The organism is Paraburkholderia acidipaludis NBRC 101816 (assembly GCF_000684975.1).
Classification (GTDB): Bacteria; Pseudomonadota; Gammaproteobacteria; order Burkholderiales; family Burkholderiaceae; genus Paraburkholderia; species Paraburkholderia acidipaludis.
The window spans coordinates 67,862-86,500 of sequence record NZ_BAXZ01000023.1 but is presented as its reverse complement, the minus strand read 5'-3'; the positions used below and the strand labels follow the sequence as shown (position 1 = coordinate 86,500).

The 18,639-nt window shown below is 64.8% G+C and carries 17 protein-coding genes and 1 pseudogene; 10 read left to right on the top strand and 8 right to left on the bottom strand.

All coding sequences use genetic code 11. The annotated features are described in order from the left end of the window. Positions 1–75 precede the first annotated feature (75 nt). Both BAC01S_RS23520 and BAC01S_RS23515 read left to right on the top strand, forming a co-directional pair. Positions 76–828, top strand: coding sequence for an ATP-binding cassette domain-containing protein (locus tag BAC01S_RS23520; RefSeq protein WP_043203456.1), 753 nt, complete (start codon positions 76–78; stop codon positions 826–828). A 49-nt stretch (positions 829–877) separates the two neighbouring features. Beyond that, positions 878–1,621, top strand: coding sequence for a FadR/GntR family transcriptional regulator (locus BAC01S_RS23515; RefSeq protein ID WP_027796963.1), 744 nt, complete (start codon positions 878–880; stop codon positions 1,619–1,621). Positions 1,622–1,686: 65 nt separating this feature from the next. Here the strand turns inward: BAC01S_RS23515 and araH are convergent, their stop codons facing one another. From araH to BAC01S_RS23485, 6 genes are all read right to left on the bottom strand, one after another. Then, the gene (gene araH, locus BAC01S_RS23510; protein WP_027796962.1) at positions 1,687–2,697 is read right to left on the bottom strand and encodes an L-arabinose ABC transporter permease AraH; all 1,011 of its coding nucleotides are present in this window, start codon (positions 2,695–2,697) and stop codon (positions 1,687–1,689) included. A 74-nt stretch (positions 2,698–2,771) separates the two neighbouring features. After that, complete coding sequence (araG, locus tag BAC01S_RS23505; RefSeq protein ID WP_027796961.1) at positions 2,772–4,310, bottom strand: L-arabinose ABC transporter ATP-binding protein AraG; 1,539 nt, start codon at positions 4,308–4,310, stop codon at positions 2,772–2,774. A 31-nt stretch (positions 4,311–4,341) separates the two neighbouring features. After that, complete coding sequence (locus BAC01S_RS23500) at positions 4,342–5,346, bottom strand: arabinose ABC transporter substrate-binding protein (protein WP_027796960.1); 1,005 nt, start codon at positions 5,344–5,346, stop codon at positions 4,342–4,344. Between the two features lie 81 nt (positions 5,347–5,427). Continuing rightward, positions 5,428–6,357, bottom strand: a complete 930-nt coding sequence (locus BAC01S_RS23495) for a Gfo/Idh/MocA family protein (RefSeq protein ID WP_027796959.1) — start codon at positions 6,355–6,357, stop codon at positions 5,428–5,430. Between the two features lie 57 nt (positions 6,358–6,414). Then, positions 6,415–7,353 (bottom strand): dihydrodipicolinate synthase family protein, encoded by a 939-nt coding sequence (locus tag BAC01S_RS23490; RefSeq protein WP_027796958.1) that lies wholly within the window; start codon positions 7,351–7,353, stop codon positions 6,415–6,417. 52 nt (positions 7,354–7,405) lie between these two features. Beyond that, positions 7,406–9,157 (bottom strand): IlvD/Edd family dehydratase, encoded by a 1,752-nt coding sequence (locus BAC01S_RS23485; RefSeq protein WP_027796957.1) that lies wholly within the window; start codon positions 9,155–9,157, stop codon positions 7,406–7,408. Between the two features lie 119 nt (positions 9,158–9,276). On the opposite strand from BAC01S_RS23485, the gene BAC01S_RS23480 reads away from it, so the two are divergent. Next, positions 9,277–10,233: a LysR substrate-binding domain-containing protein gene (locus tag BAC01S_RS23480; protein WP_027796956.1), complete on the top strand. Its 957-nt coding sequence runs from the start codon at positions 9,277–9,279 to the stop codon at positions 10,231–10,233. Between the two features lie 46 nt (positions 10,234–10,279). On the opposite strand, the gene BAC01S_RS23475 is transcribed toward BAC01S_RS23480, so the two are convergent. Continuing rightward, on the bottom strand, positions 10,280–11,143 hold the full coding sequence (locus BAC01S_RS23475) for an AraC family transcriptional regulator (RefSeq protein WP_027796955.1): 864 nt from the start codon (positions 11,141–11,143) through the stop codon (positions 10,280–10,282). A 229-nt stretch (positions 11,144–11,372) separates the two neighbouring features. Here BAC01S_RS23475 and BAC01S_RS23470 point away from each other — a divergent pair, with 229 nt between their 5' ends. From BAC01S_RS23470 to BAC01S_RS35685, 7 genes and pseudogenes are all read left to right on the top strand, one after another. Beyond that, entirely contained in the window at positions 11,373–12,614 is a 1,242-nt protein-coding gene (locus tag BAC01S_RS23470) for an ABC transporter substrate-binding protein (protein ID WP_027796954.1), read from the top strand. A 22-nt stretch (positions 12,615–12,636) separates the two neighbouring features. Further along, a complete protein-coding gene (locus BAC01S_RS23465) occupies positions 12,637–13,578 on the top strand; it encodes a carbohydrate ABC transporter permease (protein ID WP_043203416.1) in 942 nt (313 codons plus the stop codon). Next, positions 13,571–14,512 (top strand): carbohydrate ABC transporter permease, encoded by a 942-nt coding sequence (locus tag BAC01S_RS23460; protein WP_084168808.1) that lies wholly within the window; start codon positions 13,571–13,573, stop codon positions 14,510–14,512. The genes BAC01S_RS23465 and BAC01S_RS23460 overlap by 8 nt, the downstream gene beginning before the upstream one ends. Positions 14,513–14,525: 13 nt before the next feature. Next, entirely contained in the window at positions 14,526–16,460 is a 1,935-nt protein-coding gene (locus BAC01S_RS23455; RefSeq protein WP_027796951.1) for a glycoside hydrolase family 127 protein, read from the top strand. 443 nt (positions 16,461–16,903) lie between these two features. Further along, a complete protein-coding gene (locus BAC01S_RS23450) occupies positions 16,904–17,614 on the top strand; it encodes an SDR family NAD(P)-dependent oxidoreductase (protein ID WP_027796950.1) in 711 nt (236 codons plus the stop codon). Positions 17,615–17,678: 64 nt separating this feature from the next. Further along, positions 17,679–17,909 carry a tautomerase family protein gene (locus BAC01S_RS23445; protein ID WP_027796949.1) on the top strand — a complete coding sequence of 77 codons (231 nt, stop codon included), beginning with the start codon at positions 17,679–17,681 and terminating at the stop codon, positions 17,907–17,909. 26 nt (positions 17,910–17,935) lie between these two features. Then, positions 17,936–18,202 (top strand): annotated as a pseudogene (locus tag BAC01S_RS35685) (alpha/beta hydrolase); the annotation flags it as partial. A gap of 7 nt (positions 18,203–18,209) precedes the next feature. On the opposite strand, the gene BAC01S_RS23440 reads toward BAC01S_RS35685, so the two are convergent. Beyond that, positions 18,210–18,611, bottom strand: a complete 402-nt coding sequence (locus BAC01S_RS23440) for a VOC family protein (protein WP_027796948.1) — start codon at positions 18,609–18,611, stop codon at positions 18,210–18,212. Positions 18,612–18,639 lie beyond the last annotated feature (28 nt).

Sequence of the window (18,639 nt, the reverse complement as noted above, 5' to 3'; positions counted from 1 at the left end):
CCGCAACCGCCCGCAGGGGCCTCGTCCGCCGAAGCCGCGTCCACAGTCTCCACCGCCGCCGCCGGGCCGCTTGCCATGCGCGGCGAGAAGATCGTCAAGCGCTTCGGCGCTGTGACGGCGCTCGACGGCGTTTCGTTCACGCTCGGCGAGGGCGAGATCCTCGGCATTCTCGGCGACAACGGCGCGGGCAAGTCCACCCTCGTCAAGATTCTCACGGGCTTTCATCAGCAGACCGAAGGCACGCTCCACGTGAGCGGCCAGGAAACGCTGCTGCGGTCCGTCGACCACGCGCGCTCGCTCGGCATCGAATGCGTTTATCAGGATCTCGCGCTGGCGAACTCGCTCAGCATCTACCACAACATGTTCCTGAATCGCGAGATCGTGCGGCGCGGCCCGTTCCGGCTGCTCGATCACGGCCAGATGCGCGAGCGCGCCGCGCAGTGTCTCGACGATATCGGCGTGCACGTGCCTTCGGTGGATCTGCCGGTGGAGCGGCTTTCCGGCGGCCAGCGCCAGGCGATTGCCGTGGCGCGCGCCGTGAATTCGAACGCGAAGATCCTGCTGCTGGACGAACCGCTTGCGGCCATGGGCGCGCGCGAAGCCGGGCTGATCATCGACCTCGTGCTGCGCCTGAAGGAAAAAGGCGGGCTATCGATTATCATGATCATGCACAACTATGCGCAGACGCTCGACATCGCCGATCGCATCATGTTGATGCAACGTGGCCGCGTGACGTTCGAACAGCACAGTGCGCAAACCTCGGTACCGGAGCTGATGGACATCGTGCGGCGGGAATACCGCGCGATGCGCGCCACGACCGCGCATTGAGTACAAGCGAGGGCGGGCCCGCCAGGGTCCGCCAGCCAGCCGGGGAATCATGGATTACCGCAACCTGCAGAATCGCAAGAGCATGCACGGCCGCATCGTGCAGGAGCTGGGCATGCAAATCGTCGGCGGACGCTTCGCGCCCGGCCAGCGGCTGCCGCCCGAGCCCATGCTATGCGAAACCTACGGCGTGAGCCGTCCCGTGCTGCGCGAGGCCACGCGCGTGCTGGTCGCGAAGGGCCTCGTCATTTCGAAGCCGCGCGTGGGCAGCGTGGTGCGGCCGCGCGAAGACTGGCACATGCTCGACCCCGACGTGCTGTTCTGGACCGTCAACAGCATTCCCGAAGGCGAGTTCTTCCAGGCGCTCATGACGGTGCGCCAGATCATCGAGCCCGCCGCCGCGGCGCTCGCCGCGATCTCCGCGAGCGATACGGACGTCGAGCGCATCAGCGTGGCCTACACGCGCATGGAAGCGGCGCAGACGGCCTCCGAACTGCTCGAGCCCGACCTGGAGTTCCACCGCGCGATCATGGCCGCCACCCACAACGACATGCTCGCGTATATCGGCAACATGCTCACGCTCGCGCTCACGGAGTCGATCAAGCTCACGAGCCGCCATCCGAACACGCACGCGCTCTCGCTGCCGCGCCACAAGGCCATCCTCACGGCCATCGAGAACCGCGACGCGCTTTCCGCGCGCCAGGCGAGCGTCGTGCAGCTCGACAACGCGCGCGCCGACGCCAACTCGATCCTCGGCGGCGCGGCGCTCGATCATGCGCAGCCGCGCGGCACCTGAACAGCACCCGCGCTCCTGCCGCAAGCCGTCCTCCGCGCCGCCGACACCCACGCTCACGCTCATGCTCAAACCGCGCGACGGCTGCGGCGGAACTGGTCGAACAGCACGGCCAGCAGCAGAATGCCGCCGCGAATCAGGTACTGGTAGAACGTCGGCACGTTCATGAGACTCATGGCGTCCTGCACGGCGCCCATGATGAGCACGCCCACCAGCACGCCGGAGATGGTCGCCACGCCGCCCGTGAGCGACACGCCGCCCAGCACGCACGCGGAGATCACGCCCAGCTCCAGCCCCACCGAGGTCTTCGGGTCGCCGAGGCTCATGCGCGAGGCGAGCATCACGCCCGCGAAGCCGGTAATGAGCCCCTGCAGCACGAACACGGTGATCTTGATGCGCGTGACGGGCAGGCCCGCGAGCCGCGCGGCCTCGCTGTTGCCGCCCACGGCCAGCACGTTCTTGCCGAACACCGTCTTCTTCAGCAGAAAGCCGAACACGACGAAGCCGACGATGTTGCTCCATATGGGGTACGAAATACCGAGGAACGAGCCGCCGCCCAGGTCGAAGAAGCGCTCCTCGGAAATCATCACGGCGTCGCCGTTCGAGGTGAGGAACGCGAGGCCGCGCACCGCTTCCATCATGGCGAGCGTCGCGATCAGCGAATTGATCTTGAAGCGCGCGATCAGCACACCGTTCACGAGGCCCACGGCGCCGCCGGCCAGGATGCCGGCCGCGATGCCGAGCATGACGCTGTGCGACTGCGTGATCACTGTCGAGGCGACGACCCCCGAAAACGCCACGATGGACGCCACGGAGAGGTCCACCTCGCCCAGCGCGAGCACGAACATCATCGTGACCGCAATGGAGCCGATCAGCGTGACCGAGAGCAGCAGGCCCTGAATGTTGCGCGTGGTGAGGAAGTCGGGCACGGTCGCGGAAAGCACCGCGAAGAGCACGACGAACACCACGACGATGCCCGACTTGTTGATCATGTCCCACGCGCGCACGCGCTGGGCGGCCGCCGGCGCGGCGGCTTCGGTAACGGAGGAGGTGCCCGGAGGTTGCATGGCTTGACTCATCTGAGGTTCTACGGTTCAGCTACGTTTCGGTTCAGCGGCCCGCTTCAGTTGCGGGCCGCGCTGGCACGGGCGCGCTAATGCGGCAGCGCCAGCTTGATCAGTTCGTCGGGGCGCGCATCGGCCTTTTGAACGCACCCTGCGATGCGCCCTTCGCGCATCACCACGATGCGATCGGATACGCCGATCACTTCGGCCAGATCGCTCGACACCATGATGACCGTGCGCCCCGCTTCGGCCAGCTCGTAGAGCAGGTTGTAGATCTCGGCGCGCGCGCCCACGTCGATGCCGCGCGTGGGCTCGTCCATCAGGAACACCTCGATGCGCTCGGCCAGCCAGCGCGAAAGAATCACCTTCTGCTGGTTGCCGCCCGAGAGCGTGCCGATGGGCGTGTCGCCGTTGCGCGTCTTGATTGCCAGCTTCGCGATGTAGTCGTCGGTGAGCTCGCGTTCGCGGCGCGCATCCAGCAGGAAGCGCGCGGGGCTGAAATGGCGGCGCGCGCTGATGTTGAGGTTGTCGGCCACGGAGGCGATCGCCACGATGCCTTCCTGCTTGCGGTCTTCGGGGCACAGCGCGAGGCCGGCGCACACGGCGTCGCGCGGGCTGGCGAAATTCACGCGCTTGCCGTTCAGCTCGACGTGGCCCGCCGTGGCGCGCGTCGCGCCGTACAGCAGTTTCATCAACTCGGAGCGCCCCGCACCCACGAGACCGAAGAAGCCCACGATCTCGCCGCGCCGCGCGCTGAACGAAATGGGCTCGGCCAGTCCCGGCCCGAGCAGCCCCTTCGCCTCGATCAGCACCTCGCCCGCCTCGCGCGAACGATAGCCATATACGTCGCTGATCGAGCGGCCGACCATCGCGGCGATCAGGCGGTTGCGGTCGAGGTCGGCCACCGACTCGAAGGTTTCGATGCGGCGGCCGTCGCGGAACACCGTCACGCGGTCGCAGAGCGTATCGACTTCGTCCATGCGGTGCGTGACGTAGACGATCGCGCGACCGTCGGCGCGCAATGCGTTGATGATGCGAAAGAGGTTCTCCGTCTCGCGCGCCGAAAGCGAACTCGTGGGCTCGTCGAAGGCGATCACGCGCGCGTCGCGCATGAGCGCCTTGCCGATCTCGATCATCTGGCGCTGCCCGATCGAGAGCGCCTTCACCGGCGTGCGCGGGTCGATGCGCTCGCCAAGCCGCTGGAGTTCGTTCATCGCGCGCTCGACCAGCGCTTTTTCGTCGAGCACCCCTAAACGGTTGGGCAACTGCCCGAGCATCAGGTTTTCCGCCACCGTCAGCTCGGGCACGAGATGCAGTTCCTGATAGATGATGGCGATGCCCGCGTCGAGCGCGGCACGCGTGGTCGTGAAGCGCTGCTCCACGCCGTTCAGTTTCAGCGTGCCTTCCTGCGGCTGGTTCACGCCCGAGAGCACCTTGAGCAGCGTGGATTTGCCCGCGCCGTTCTCGCCCATCAGGCCGTGCACCTCGCCCGCTCGCACCTCGAGCGAAACGCGGTCCAGCGCGCGCACGCCCGGAAAGCTCACCGTAATGCCGTCGAGTTCCAGATACGCGCGCGGCGCCGCCCGCGCCGGCCCGGCGGCCGGCGTTTCTACCATGGCTTCAGTCATTGCATCCCTTTCGCGAAACGTCCGGCGGCGCTCAGATACCCAGTTCCGCGCGCACGGCCTGCCAGTTCTCGCGCGTCATCAGCTTGCCGGTGGTCTGCGTGTCGGCCGGCGGCTCCTTGCCGGTCTTGATCCAGTCCACGAGGTTCTGCGTGCTGTCCTTGCCGTGGTTCGTCGAGCTCACGGCAATCGTGCCGTAGAAGCCCGTCGGTTCCTTCTTCTGGAACTCGGCGAACGCTTCGCCCGCGCCGTTGATGCCCACGCCGATCACGTCGGCAGACGGAATATGCAGCTGCTCGGTCGCGCGCACGGCGCCCAGCACGGTCTCTTCGTTGAGCGCGAAGACCACCCATTTCTTGATGTTCGGATGCTGCGCGAGCACCGGCGAGGCCGCGTTGAAGCCGCCTTCGTCGTCGGTGGTCTTTTGCGGCGCGTCGAAGATGTTGTCCTTCTTGAAGCCGTTGGCGAGCAGCGTCTGCGTTGCGCCGTCGGTGCGCAGTTTCGCCGTGGGCAGCTCATAGTCGGTAATGCGCAGCGCGCCCACTTCCTCGGGCTTCCAGCCGCGCTTCTTCATTTCGTCGCTGATCGCCTGGCCCACCTGGTTACCGATCTTGAACGCCGACATGCCGAGGTGCGGCACGCCCGCGAGCGGCTTGCCCGACGAGTCGACGAGCTGGTCGTCCACCGTCACGAACTTCATGTTGTAGCGCTTGGCGCGAGCCTGGATCGCCGGTCCGAGACGCACGTCGGGCGCGCAGATCACGAAGCCCTGCGCGCCTTGCGCGCCGAGATTGTCGATCGCGGCCAGCACTTTTTCGCCGTCCGGCGTGCCGATGTTCACCACCGAGAAGCCCTCTTTCTGGCCGAGCGCCGTGGCGGCCTTCTGCTCGTTGATGAACCATGCCTGTTCCGGCATCTTCACGAGGAAGCCGATCTTGACGGGGGCGTCGGCGTGGGCCGCGACGTTCATGCCGAGCGGTGCAATGCACATCGCGGCGAGAACGGCGCGAAGGGTCAGCCGGCGGATCTTGCTGGTCATGCTGTGTCTCCTCTGGTTTTGCGGTTGTGGTACTGCGCGGTTACGTGGGTTGTGCAGGGCTGTGCGCGGCCGTCTGGGCAATCAATGGCCGAACGCTTCGACCTCGACCTGGCGGCCGAGCAGGAACGCGTCGGCGACGAGCTGCAGCGGGCGCACGTCCACGTCCTCGGCGCCGTGCGCGATCAGCCAGTGGAAGCGCTCGTAGAGCGCCGGGTATTCGCGTTCGGGAGGAAGCGCGACGGCCTCGCCCGCGATCGTCATGCGCTTGCCGCCCTCGCTGATCGCGAGGAGCCCGTCCGTGGTCTCCACGTCGATCTCCCATTGCTCGACAGGGCCGTGGCGCCAGTCGAACTCGGCGCGCACGGGCACGCCGTCGGTGTCGAGGCAATCGAGTTCCGCGGCAATGGGGGTCGCGCAATCGGAGGGCACGTGCAGCGTGGCGGCGCGCAGCAGCAGGTCGCGCGGCAGCATGCGCGTGATGATGGAAAGCGCGTTGATGCCCGGATCGAACACGCCGAGGCCGCCCGGTTCCCAGATCCATGCCTGACCCGGGTGCCAGCGGCGCACATCTTCCTTCCAGCGCACGTGCACCGAGCGGATCGTGCGGTCGGCGAGCCACGCGCGCGCGGGCTCGACCGCGCTCGCATGGCGCGAATGCCAGGTCGCGAAGAGCGTGCGACCGTGGGCGCGGGCGAGCGCGCGCAGCGCCTCCACTTCGCTCACGCTCGCGCCCGGCGGTTTTTCGAGCATCACGTGCTTGCCGGCCAAGAGCGCGGCGCGCGCCTGCTCGTAGCGCACCTGCGGCGGCGCGCAGAGCGAGACGGCCACGAGATCGGATTCGGCGGCGAGCAGCCCGCCGATATCGGTGTAGTTGCGCACGCCGTCCACTTCGGCGTGACGGCTCGCGCAGGCAACGAGCGCAAAGCCGGGATTCGCCGCGATGGCGGGCAGATGCTGGTCACGTGCGATCTTGCCGACGCCGACCACGGCCAGCGTAAAGGGTGAGCTCATGGCGTTCTCCGCTTGCGTATCAAGGGATGCGAATTCATGACAAGGTTGCCCCGGGCCTCAACGCCCCGCCCAGCGCAGCACGAGCGGATCGAGGCGCCGGGCGATGGCGATCAGCTCCGCGCGCGTTTCGGGGTGCATCGGCGGCAGCGGATGGCGCGGCGTCTCGCAGGCGATCACGCCGCCTTCCTTCATCAGCGCCTTGGCGGCAAGCAGGCCCGCCTGGCGGTTTTCGTGATTGATGAGCGGCAGCCAGCGCTGATAGAGCGCGAACGCTTCGTCGGTGCGGCCTTCGCGATGCGCGACGATGATCGGGCGAATGCCGTCGGGAAAGCCGCCGCCCGTCATCGAGCCGGTGGCGCCCGCGTTGAGGTCCGCCAGCAGCGTGATGGCCTCTTCGCCGTCCCACGGGCCGATCACGGCGTCGCCGCCCAGGCGGATCAGCTCGCGCAGCTTGTTCGCCGCACCCGGCGTTTCGATCTTGAAGTACGCAACGTGCTCGATTTCCTTCGCCATGCGCGCGAGGAACGGCGCGGAGAGCACCGTGCCGGCCGCGGGCGCGTCCTGGATCATGACCGGAATGTCGATGGCGTCGGAAACGCGCGCGTAGAACTCGTAGATGGCCGGTTCGGGCACGCGGAACGTCGCGCCGTGGTACGGCGGCATCAGCATGACCATCGAGGCGCCCAGCTCCTGCGCGCGCCGGCTGCGGGCCGCGCTGACCCGCGAGCCGTAATGCGTGGTGGTCACGATCACCGGCACGCGGCCCGCCACGTGTTCGAGCACGGTGCGCGTGATGAGGTCGCGCTCGTCGTCGGTCAGCGAGAACTGCTCCGAAAAATTCGCGAGTATGCACAGGCCGTCCGAGCCCGCGTCGATCATGAAATCGACCGCGCGCTTCTGGCTTTCGAGGTCCAGCTCGCCGTTCTCGGCGAACGTGGTGGGCACCACCGGAAAGATGCCCTGGTAGCGGGGCTGCGGGTTCGTCGTCGCATTCATGTGCGTGTCTCCTTCCTTTCCTGTTCGCTGCGCGCGCAATCCATCGGTGTCCTCAATGCGAGTGGCGCGGCACGGCAGCGCCGCGCTGGCCCACGAGGAAGTCGAGGTCGCAGCCTTCGTCGGCCTGCAGCACGTGATCGACATAGAGGCGCGCATAGCCGCCCCGGCCGAGCTGCTCCGCCACGCCCGGCGCCGCCGCCGGATCGATGTCGCTCAGGCGGCGCGCCAGCTCCTCGTCGCTGATGTCCAGATGCAGCTTGCCGGCCTCGCAGTCGAGCTCGATCCAGTCGCCGTTGCGCACCGCCGCCAGCGGGCCGCCCGCCGCCGCTTCGGGCGCGACGTGCAGCACCACCGTGCCGTAGGCCGTGCCGCTCATGCGCGCGTCCGAAATGCGCACCATGTCCTTCACGCCCTGGCGCAGCAGCTTGGGCGGCAGGCCCATGTTGCCCACTTCGGCCATGCCCGGATAACCGCGCGGCCCGCAGTTCTTCATGACGAGGATCGAGTCCTTGTCCACCTCGAGCGACTCGTCGCCGATCAGCGCCTTGTAGTGGTCGAAGTTTTCGAACACGACCGCGCGCCCGCGATGCTTGAGCAATTCGGGGCTCGCCGCCGAAGGCTTGAGCACGGCGCCGCGCGGCGCGAGATTGCCGCGCAGGATGCACATGCCGCCGTCTTCGATCAGCGGCTTGTCGAGCGGCCGGATCACCTCTTCGTTATAGTTCGGCGCGGCGCGCACGTTGTCCCAAAGCGACTTGCCGTTTGCCGTGAGCGCGTCCGGGTGCGGAATCAGCCCCGCTTCGCCCAGCCGTCGCAGCACCGCGGGCAAGCCCCCTGCGTAATAGAACTCTTCCATCAGGAAGCGCCCCGAAGGCTGCAGGTCGACGATCGTGGGGGTGTTGCGCCCAATGCGCATCCAGTCTTCCAGCTCGAGCGGCACGCCAATGCGGCCCGCAATCGCTTTCAGGTGGATGACGGCGTTGGTCGAGCCGCCGATCGCGGCGTTCGCGCGGATCGCGTTTTCAAACGCCTCGCGCGTGAGCAGCTTCGAGAGCCTCAGGTCTTCCAGCGCCATCTCCACGATGCGCATGCCCGAGAGATGCGCCAGCACGTAGCGGCGCGCATCCACGGCAGGAATCGCCGCGTTGTGCGGCAGCGTCACGCCCAGCGCTTCGGCCATGCACGCCATTGTCGAGGCCGTGCCCATCGTGTTGCAGGTGCCCGCCGAGCGCGACATCCCCGCCTCGGCGGAAAGAAAGTGATGCAGATCGATCTCGCCCGCCTTGAGCGACTCGTGCAGGCGCCATACCGCCGTGCCCGAGCCGATGTCCTTGCCTTCGAGCTTGCCGTTGAGCATCGGCCCGCCGCTCACGACGATGGCCGGCACGTCGCAGCTCGCCGCGCCCATCAGCAGCGCCGGCGTGGTCTTGTCGCAGCCGGCCAGCAGCACGACGGCGTCGATCGGATTGCCGCGGATCGCCTCTTCGACGTCCATCGAGGCGAGATTGCGCGTGAGCATCGCCGAGGGCCGCAGGTTCGACTCGCCGTTCGAGAACACCGGGAACTCGACCGGGAAGCCGCCCGCCTCGGACACTCCACGCTTCACATGCTCGGCCAGCTTGCGGAAATGCGCGTTGCAGGGCGTGAGCTCCGACCAGGTGTTGCAGATGCCGATAATCGGCCTGCCGTCGAATTCGTGATCGGGAATGCCCTGGTTTTTCATCCAGCTTCGGTACATGAAGCCGTTCTTGTCCGTGGTGCCGAACCACTCTTGGGACCGCAGTTTGGGTTTCGTTGCCGACATCGTCTCTTGGGTGTGGGGCAAATATTTCGGCCTAGTCTAAGCACAAGTCTGATAACCTTCTAATGAAAAATCGGACGCTTCCGATATCGATATCGACATTGGTATAAACACCTAAGATCATGCTTGAGACTAGCCCCTGGTACGTGCGCACGCGCCTGAAGACGCGACAGCTGCTCCTTGTCGTCGCGCTCGCCGAGGAAGGCAACATCCATCGCGCCGCGGCGGCGCTGAGCATGACGCAGCCCGCCGCCTCGAAGCTGCTGCGCGAGCTGGAGGAAATGCTGGGTGCGCTGTTGTTCGAGCGCATGCCGCGCGGCATGCGGCCCACGCTGTACGGCGACGCGCTGATCCGTCACGCGCGCGCCGTGCTGGGCAGCCTCGACCAGGCGCAGGAAGAACTGGCCGCCTTGAAAGCCGGACGGCTGGGACACGCGGCGGTGGGCGCGATCACGTCGCCGGGCGTGAGCGTGCTGCCGGCCGCCGTGGCGGCGGTCAAGCGCACGCATGCGAATCTGCGCGTGACCGTGGCAATCGACGCGAGCAACGTGCTGCTCGAACACCTCGCGCAAGACAAGCTGGACATGGTGCTCGGCCGGCTCTCCGCCGAACACGACAAGCTGGCGCTGCGCTACGAGCCGCTGACCGGCGAGCCGGTGTGCGCGGTGGTGCGGCCGGGGCATCCGATGCTTGCGGGCGCGCCCGTGGCGCTTGCCGACGTGCAGAGCCATACCTGGGTCGTGCCGCAGGCCGGCAGCGTGCTGCGCCATCGTTTCGAGCTGATGTTCCAGCGCGCGAGTCTCGCACCGCCTTCCAACGTGGTGGAAACCTCTGCACTGCTATTCATCACGCGCGTGCTGGAACAGAGCGACATGATTGCCGTGCTGGCCGAGGACGTGGCGCGCTATTACGAGGCGCATGGAATGGTGGCGGTGCTGCCGGTGCCGATGGATTGCCAGATGGATGACTTCGGGCTCATCACGCGCGCCGACCGCCTGCTTTCGCCGGCGGCGATGGTGATGGCGCAGGCGTTGCGGGTGGCGAGCGCGGCGGTGTACGGAGCGGGTCGGACACCGTAGCCGATCGCCCCGGACCCGGCAATGTCCTTCGAATGCGCGCCGGCCGTCACGCCGTATTCACATGCAAGCGCAGATGAAGACGCCGGAACGCATTCGGCGTCATGCCCTTGCTGCGCTTGAAGATGCGCCGGAAATAGCCGCTGTCTTCGAATCCCGACTGTCGCGCGACCTGGTCGATGGTGAGGTGCCCGTCCGCGAGCAAGGTGGCGGCGTAGAGAATGCGCCGTTCGTGGACCGCATCGGTCAGGGTTCTCCCGTAGACCGACCTGAAGATCCGGCCCAGATAGTCGGCATTGCAGCCCAGTTGATCGGCGATCGATGAAGCGCTAATGGCTTCGTGAAAGTGCGTGCGAATCAGACGGTCCGCACTGGCCGCGAGACGCTGCGGCGCCCCGCCCGCGCCGGCGTTGGCGTTGTGAGAGCGCGTAATTTCCCACAGCATCAAAAGAATCGTGAGCCCGTCCGGAAAGGGCTGCACGCCATAGATTTCCTGATCGTTCAGCAGCCGCTGAAACAAGCCCGTGAGGTGGTCCGGCCGCTCGATCCGGGCGTGCTGCGGCACGCGCAGCACGGGCTCCGGCAGCGCGCCCTGCTCGCGTTGCGCGCCGGCGGGGAAACGACGCTCGGCCTCCGTCGTCGTGAAATGCACCCAATAGAACTGCAGGTCCGGGGCGAACGGCGCCGTGCCCCCATGCTGGCGGCCGGGCCAGAGCAGCAGCGTTTCGCCGGCCGACACCTCGAACGGCACGCCCAGCTCATGCAGCTGCAGCGTGCCGTGCTTCACGTAAATCAGCTCGTGCGAGGGGATGATACGCGAGGGATGCACGCCCTCGCCGCGCGAGACGAAGAGCCCCCCGTTGCTGGCGTCGAGCCCGAGCCGGCTCGACCATTCAAATGCGGAGGGGTTCATGAAAAAGTCGGAATCAGCGCGTATTGATGGGGTTTCTTCATCTTGTGGCAGCCGTCGGCGCGTGTCAATCTTTGGCTGCCGTGCACTGAGCGTGGTGGCCGGACACGGTTCACGGACAAACAAAAGAAGCAATTGCGCTCAATGAACATCTGCGCCCGACACGGCGCCGAACCCGCGACGTGAAGCGGTTCGGTGGCTTGCCAACGGGCTTTGGAGAAGAGGAGACAACATGGTTCGATACAAGGGCTTGCTCGCCGCATTGGGAAGCGTGGCCGCACTCGCGGCAGGTCAGGCGCGTGCAGACGACATCTCGTTCTGGGTACGCGCCCCCGACAGCGGATTTGTTACGCCCGTCGTCAAGGCCTGGAACGACAGCCATCCGACCAAGGTGAACCTGACGATCATCCCGACCAACGATTTCGTGACGAAATTCGGCACGGCGTCGGCCGCGGGCGCCGCGCCGGACGTGGTCGCCATCGACCTGATCTACGTACCGGCGTTTTCGCAGGCGGGCCAGCTCACCGACATCACCGACGAAGCGAAGAAACTGCCGTATTACGCAAGCCTGAGTCCGTCACACATGCGTCTCGCGACGTACCAGAACAAGATTTATGCGCTGCCCTTCAGTGCGGAAAGCTCCGTGCTGCTCTACAACAAGACGCTTTTCCGCAAGGCCGGCCTGAATCCCGATCAGCCGCCCAAGACCTGGGCCGAACTTCAGGAGGACGCAAAGAAAATTACGGCGCTCGGCGGCGGCGTAAAAGGCTTCTACTTCTCCGGCAGTTGCGCCAGCTGCAACATCTTCACGCTAACGCCTTTCGTCTGGGCTTCCGGCGGCGATGTCCTCTCCGAAGACGGCAAGCATGCCACGCTGGACAACCCCGCCCTCAAAGGAACGCTGGCGATGTACCGGCAAATGTGGCAAGCGGGTGAGATGCCGTCCGGGGCGAAAACCGACGGCGGCGAGAACTTCATCAGCGCCTTCATGGGCGGCAAGATCGGCATGGTCGGGTCCGGGGCGTTTTCGATCGGTCTGCTGAAGAAGCAGCGGCCGGATATCGACTTTGGTCTCGCCTACCTGCCCGGCAAGGATGGAAACTGGTCGAGCTTCGCGGGCGGCGACCTGATCGGGATTCCTGTCAGTTCGAAGCACAAGAAGGAAGCGATGGAATTCATCCAATGGTGCCTCAGCGAACAAGTCCAGATCGATCAGTTCGCCAAAAATGGCAGCATTCCCGTCCGCACGGATCTTGCCTCGAACGACTACAGCAAGCTCGACGCGCGCTACGCCATCGCGTCCACGGCCATGGCCAAAGGACGCACGCCGTACAGCGCCAAATTCAATCAGCTGATCAACGATCCGAATGGCCCGTGGCTCCAGATGATCCAGGAGGCCGTGTTCGGCAAGGGCGTCGACGCGGCGGTGGCAGCGGCACAGCAACAGTTCACGCAGATTCTCTCGGGACAGTAACGGCATCGAGGAGCGACGCGCAATGGAGGTTCTGACTCAGTCACCCGCGCGCGGCCAGCCGGACCTGCCGCCGCGCCGGGCGCGCCGGCAACACGGCGGCCTCGGCCGCGAGTGGCAAGGCTATTGGTTCGTTCTGCCCTGCGTGATCTTCACCACGGTGTTCTTCATCGTGCCGCTGGCGATGACGCTGGGCATGTCGCTCTACCGGTGGCCGCTCATGGGCCACGCGACGTTCGCCGGAATGGCGAACTACCTCGAACTCCTGAGGGACCAGTCGTTCTGGAGCGCGCTGTGGTTCACGACCGAATACACGCTGATCGTCACGCCGGCGATTTTCGCTGTCGCGTTCGTCCTTGCGCTGCTCGTGAACCGCGCGGGGCGGATGGTCGGAATCTTTCGCACTGCGTATTTCCTGCCGGTCGTGATCGGCATGACTTCGGCCAGCCTGCTGTGGGTCTGGATGTTCAACGACCAGGTCGGCATCTTTAGCGCGCTGCTCATGCAGTTGGGGATTGTCGACCAACCGGTTCAATGGCTGGGAGACGCAAACTCCGCCCTCGCGTCGATCACCGTCATGGTGCTCTGGAAAGCTTCGGGCTTTACCATGGTCATCCTGCTGGTGGGCATGCAGGCCATTCCCGAGGATCTGTACGACGCCGCCCGCATCGACGGCGCCGGATGGTTCGCCCAGCAGCGCTACATCACCATTCCGCTGATGCGGCGCACGTTCGCCCTGGCCTTGATCATGTGCGTGATCGGCTCGTATCTCGCGTTCGAGCAGTTTTACGTGATGACGCACGGCGGCCCGATGAACAGCACGATCACGGTGGTTCACTGGATCTACCGCGCGTCGTTCACCTACTTCAAGCTGGGATACGGGTCGGCCATGTCCGTCGTGCTGCTGGTCGTACTGCTGATTCTTAGCGTGCTCCAGATGCTCCTTCTGCGAGACGACAATGAATAACGTGCTGAACTCCGGCGGCACGGATCTGCGAGCGGGCGACCCGGCGGCCGTGGCGACGGCGCAGCGGCACGCGCACCGGCACGATGTTTATGTCGCCATCAGGAAGCGGGTGGCGACGTCGCTCTACTACGCGGCGTGCGGCGCATTGATGCTGGTGTTCCTCTTTCCTGTTGTATGGGCGGCTTTCACTTCGCTCTACCCGTCCGTGGACGCGAATGCTTCGCCGCCGAAATATCTGCCCTCGCACCTGTCGCTCGAAAATTACCTCAACCTCGCCGCCTACGGTGCCGGGATCTGGCGGTACCTCGGCAACAGCGCCTCGGTCAGCGGCATGACGGTCGCCATGACGCTGCTGCTCTCGACGCTCGGCGGCTATGGCTTCTCCCGCTTCCGGTTTCGAGGGCGCAACCTGATCTTCATCGTCATTCTCGCCACGCTGATGATCCCGTTCCAGTCGATCCTGAATCCGCTCTTCGTGTTGCTGCGCTGGATGCATATTCAGGGGACGCTGTTCGGCCTCGCGCTGGTGTATACGACCTTCCAGTTGCCGTTCGCCGTTTTTATGATGCGCAACTCGTTCGATGCCGTGCCGCGCGAAATCGAAGAAGCGGCACGCATCGACGGGTGCAGCCCGCTCCAGTCGCTGCGCATGGTCATGCTGCCGCTCGTCATGCCGGGGCTCGTGACGGCCGGATTGTTCGCGTTCTTCGGATCGTGGAATGAACTGCTCGCCGCGCTCATCCTGATCAACGATTCCTCGAACTACACGTTGCCGGTCATGCTGCTCAACGCGCAAAGCGGCCAGCTGGGCGCCGTCGATTGGGGGCTCATGCAGGCCGGCATCACGATCTCGATTCTTCCCTGCGCGGTGCTGTTCCTGCTGCTTCAGCGCTTCTATATCCATGGCCTGATCGCCGGCGCGGTCAAGGCGTAAATCATCGATACCCATGAACGAATCTCTTGCCCGCCGTCCGGTAGTCGTCGATCTTTCCGCGTCCCCTTACGCCCGGGTCAAGCCGGTCCCGGTAAATGCCGTTCATCTGCGCGGCCCATTCTGGGGGCATCGTCATGACCTCAATAGTAAGCATACCTTGTTAAGTCAGTGGGACCTGCTGGAGTCCACCGGGAGACTGAATAATTTTCGGCGGGTTTCCGGCGAGTACCAAGGTGCGTACTCCGGCCTCTTCTTCAACGACTCCGATCTGTACAAATGGCTGGAGGCCGCTGCATGGTCCCTTGCCAAGGGGCCCGACGCGGAGATCGAAAAGCGCATCGACGAAGGCATCGGCCTGATCGAGCGCGCACAGGAGGCCGACGGCTATATCGACACGTACTTCACGGTGGATCGCCCCGATGAAAAGTGGACTAATCTGCGCGACCTGCACGAGATGTATGTCGGCGGACACCTGATTCAGGCCGCGGTGGCTCACCATCGCAGCACGGGCAAGGCGCGCCTGCTGAACATCGCCCTGCGATTCGCGGACATGCTGCACGAACGCTTCGGCCCGGCATCCGAAGGGAAGGTGGAAGGCGTCGACGGTCACGAGGAAGTCGAGATGGCGCTGATCGAGCTTGCGCGCGAGACCGGCCGGCCACGCTACCTCGATCTCGCGCGATACTTCATCGAAGCGCGCGGCCACGGTCTGCTGAAAGGCGGGCGCTTCGGCGATGCGTACTTCCAGGACGATGTGCCGTTCGATCGCATGGAGTCGCTTGCGGGCCATGCGGTGCGCGCGCTGTACATGGCCTGCGGCATTACCGACCTGTACCTCGAGACCGGCGACGCGAACCTGCTGCCGCGCCTCGAAACGCTTTGGGACAGGCTCGCCGCGCGCCGCATGTACATCACCGGCGGCGTGGGCTCGCGTCACGACGGCGAATCCATTGGCAACGATTACGAGCTGCCCAACAGCCAGGCGTACACGGAAACGTGCGCGGCGATCGGCAACATGATGTGGTGCCATCGCATGTTTGCCGCAACCGGCAACGCACGCTATGTCGATCTGTTCGAGTGGACGCTCTACAACGGCATGCTGCCCGGCTGGTCGCTGGACGGGCAGTCCTACTACTACGTCAACCCCCTCGAAAACGACGGCGCGCACCGGCGCAAGACCTGGTACGAATGCGCGTGCTGCCCGCCCAACGTCGCGCGCACGATTGCCTCGTTGCCCGGCTACGTCTATGGAACGGATGCGCAATCGCTTTACGTCAATCTGTACGCCGATAGCGACGCGGCTCTCGAAGTGACTGGAAACGCGGTGCAGATCGGCCAGCGCACGCGGTACCCGTGGGAAGGCCGGGTCGATATTAGTCTGGATGCCGAATCAACCTTTACCCTGAAGCTGCGAATTCCTGGGTGGACCCGCGCGGCGGCAGACGCATCGTTCGATATCGCCATTAACGGAGAGCGAGTCGAAGCAGCGGCCAACGCGGAAGGCTATGTCGAGCTACACCGGATCTGGCGCCGCGGCGACACCGTGCGCCTCGACCTCTCTATGCCTGTTCGCGTATGGCAAAGCCACCCGAAGGTCCCGGACAATCGCGGCCGCGTGGCCTTGAGCCGAGGTCCGGTGCTGTATTGCGCGGAGCAGGCCGATATGCCGGGCGTCGATCTCGACGAGATCTTTATCGACCCGTCGAACCTGCAAACCTCGTGGGATCCGGGCTTGCTCAACGGCATAGTGGTCCTGAAAGGTCCGGCTCAGCGCCGCGCGATCGACTCGTCCTGGTCCGGCGAGCTGTACCGGCCATTCGCCGAGCTATCGCCCGCCGCTCGCGCCGCGCGGTCGCAGCCGGTCTCCCTTACGGCCATCCCCTACTTCGCGTGGCACAACCGTGAGAGCGGCCCCATGAAGGTCTGGCTCAACTACCGGGAAGCATGACTGAGGCTCGACGCCAGGCGGCAAGCCGCTACCTCATCGCGTGTTCGCGCGTCGCGATGTCTTCCCCCTCTCTCCTGGCCTACTTTTCGATCGTTGCGCGGAGAAGCGTCCGGATTTGACGTCGCCCGCGGGAAGCAGATTCGCCGTTTTCCCCTCGAACGCGTCGATTAGCGCGGCCGGCGGCCTGGCGACAATATTGGCGAGAACGTTCAAACGTCCACGGCTTGCCATGCCGAGAATCGAGCTCTCTCCCCCTTTCGCGGCGCTTGGGTGGCCCGGGAGCAGCCGACATTTCGCGCTCCCGATTTATTCCACCGAAGAAAAGCTGTTTGTCCCGGCAGGGTATTCGTAACTGGCGAGAACAAGCCTAGATTGATGTCCATCGGAGCTGTGAATCCGATCGACTGCAGAGCTGAATTCAACCGACTAATTCGAGGTTTCAAATGAGCAATTCCCAAAAGGTTGTCATCGTCACGGGCGCGTCGCAAGGCATCGGCGCGGAAACGGTCAAGGCGTTCCGCAAGCTGGGCTACAACGTCGTCGCCACCGCACGCAGCATCAAGCCGTCGGACGACTCCGGCATCGCAACCGTAGCGGGCGATATCGGCGATCCGGCAACGGCCCGGCGCGTGGTGGAAGAAGCCGTCAAGCGCTTCGGCCGCGTGGACACGCTGGTCAACAACGCCGGCGTCTTCATCGCAAAGCCGTTCACCCAATACACGCCCGAGGACTACGCGACCATCACCAACGTGAACCTGTCGGGCTTCTTCTACATCACGCAGCTCGCCGTCGCCGAGATGGAAAAGCAAAAGAGCGGCCACATTGTCAGCATCACGACGACGCTGGTGGACCATGCAGTGGACGGCGTGCCCTCGGTGCTGGCCTCGCTGACCAAGGGCGGCATCGCGGCCGCGACCCGCTCGCTCGCGATCGAGTACGCCCGGCGCGGCATCCGTGCGAATGCGGTCTCGCCGGGCATCATCAAGTCGCCGATGCACCCGGAAGAAACGCATGCAGCGCTCGGCGCACTGCATCCCGTCGGTCAAATGGGCGAGATGAGCGATATCGTGAACGCCATCACCTACCTCGATTCCGCACCGTTCGTGACAGGCGAAGTCCTGCATGTGGACGGCGGCCAGGTCGCGGGTCACTAAGGACTTTTTTCCTGGGGCGTGGTGAGTCCGCGCCCCGTTTGTCGAACCGATCAAGGTCTACATCATGCCAATCGTCACGATCCAGATTACCCGCGAAGGCACCACGCCCGGCACCGACCACGTTACCGCGGAGGAAAAAGCGAAGCTCATCCACGGCGTCAGCCGCCTGCTGCTCGACGTGCTGAATAAGCCTCTTGACGCGACGTTTGTCGTGATCGAGGAGGTGGAAATGGAGAATTGGGGCTGGGGCGGTCTGCCGGTCCCCGAGTATCGCAAACAGCGGGCAATGAAGTAGAAGCTTTTATTGGCTTTGCCGCTGCACGCGGGCTGGTTTCGGTCAACGGCTACAACATCCAGAATATAGCCGCCGCCGGCCAGCCAATCGACCCCGAAAACGAACACCGGCTGTGATACCAGTATTATCCTCACGGCGAGCGTGGCCAGGCCGGGCTGACCGAAAACCGGCGCAAACTCTGCCGTCTCTTATGGTCACTATGGTCGCCGACCTGGCGTTTCGGCGACGACATCTATGCGCGCTCGGCGGCGGCGTTCGACAACCCCGATTTCGTCGACGTGGTAGTCCGTTCTTAGCCAGTCATTGGGAGACCCGGCAGTTCAACATCCATTGAACGCCGAAGCGATCGGTAAGCTTACCGAAGAGATCGCCCCAAGGTTGAATATCGAGCGGGGTCGTCACATTTCCGCCTTTACTGAGTTGTGCGAAAAGGTGATGGGTCTTCTTCACGTCTTCCATCATCAAGATATGAGCTGAACCGCGCATCGGCTCAGCGTCGTGATTGTCCGATGCATAGAAGAATACCCCGGGCCCCGCAAAGGCGGCGTGCATAACGCGTCCCTGCATCGCCGGAGTCGGTACCGGCATGCCGTTCTCGCCGTACCGTTTTAGCTCGGCGACAGCGCCAAGTCCGCATGCAGTATAGAAAGCTAATGCGGCTTCGCAGTCCTTCGTAAAAAACAAATAGTTCGACAATCGCATGAAGCGGATCTCCCGTACCGATCATCCT

Coding starts and splice junctions, on each gene's coding strand:
- BAC01S_RS23520 (WP_043203456.1), top strand. CDS start 76: ATGCGCGGCGAGAAGATCGTCAAGCGCTTCGGCGCTGTGACGGCGCTC.
- BAC01S_RS23515 (WP_027796963.1), top strand. CDS start 878: ATGGATTACCGCAACCTGCAGAATCGCAAGAGCATGCACGGCCGCATC.
- araH (WP_027796962.1), bottom strand. CDS start 2,697: ATGAGTCAAGCCATGCAACCTCCGGGCACCTCCTCCGTTACCGAAGCC.
- araG (WP_027796961.1), bottom strand. CDS start 4,310: ATGACTGAAGCCATGGTAGAAACGCCGGCCGCCGGGCCGGCGCGGGCG.
- BAC01S_RS23500 (WP_027796960.1), bottom strand. CDS start 5,346: ATGACCAGCAAGATCCGCCGGCTGACCCTTCGCGCCGTTCTCGCCGCG.
- BAC01S_RS23495 (WP_027796959.1), bottom strand. CDS start 6,357: ATGAGCTCACCCTTTACGCTGGCCGTGGTCGGCGTCGGCAAGATCGCA.
- BAC01S_RS23490 (WP_027796958.1), bottom strand. CDS start 7,353: ATGAATGCGACGACGAACCCGCAGCCCCGCTACCAGGGCATCTTTCCG.
- BAC01S_RS23485 (WP_027796957.1), bottom strand. CDS start 9,157: ATGTCGGCAACGAAACCCAAACTGCGGTCCCAAGAGTGGTTCGGCACC.
- BAC01S_RS23480 (WP_027796956.1), top strand. CDS start 9,277: ATGCTTGAGACTAGCCCCTGGTACGTGCGCACGCGCCTGAAGACGCGA.
- BAC01S_RS23475 (WP_027796955.1), bottom strand. CDS start 11,143: ATGAACCCCTCCGCATTTGAATGGTCGAGCCGGCTCGGGCTCGACGCC.
- BAC01S_RS23470 (WP_027796954.1), top strand. CDS start 11,373: ATGGTTCGATACAAGGGCTTGCTCGCCGCATTGGGAAGCGTGGCCGCA.
- BAC01S_RS23465 (WP_043203416.1), top strand. CDS start 12,637: ATGGAGGTTCTGACTCAGTCACCCGCGCGCGGCCAGCCGGACCTGCCG.
- BAC01S_RS23460 (WP_084168808.1), top strand. CDS start 13,571: ATGAATAACGTGCTGAACTCCGGCGGCACGGATCTGCGAGCGGGCGAC.
- BAC01S_RS23455 (WP_027796951.1), top strand. CDS start 14,526: ATGAACGAATCTCTTGCCCGCCGTCCGGTAGTCGTCGATCTTTCCGCG.
- BAC01S_RS23450 (WP_027796950.1), top strand. CDS start 16,904: ATGAGCAATTCCCAAAAGGTTGTCATCGTCACGGGCGCGTCGCAAGGC.
- BAC01S_RS23445 (WP_027796949.1), top strand. CDS start 17,679: ATGCCAATCGTCACGATCCAGATTACCCGCGAAGGCACCACGCCCGGC.
- BAC01S_RS23440 (WP_027796948.1), bottom strand. CDS start 18,611: ATGCGATTGTCGAACTATTTGTTTTTTACGAAGGACTGCGAAGCCGCA.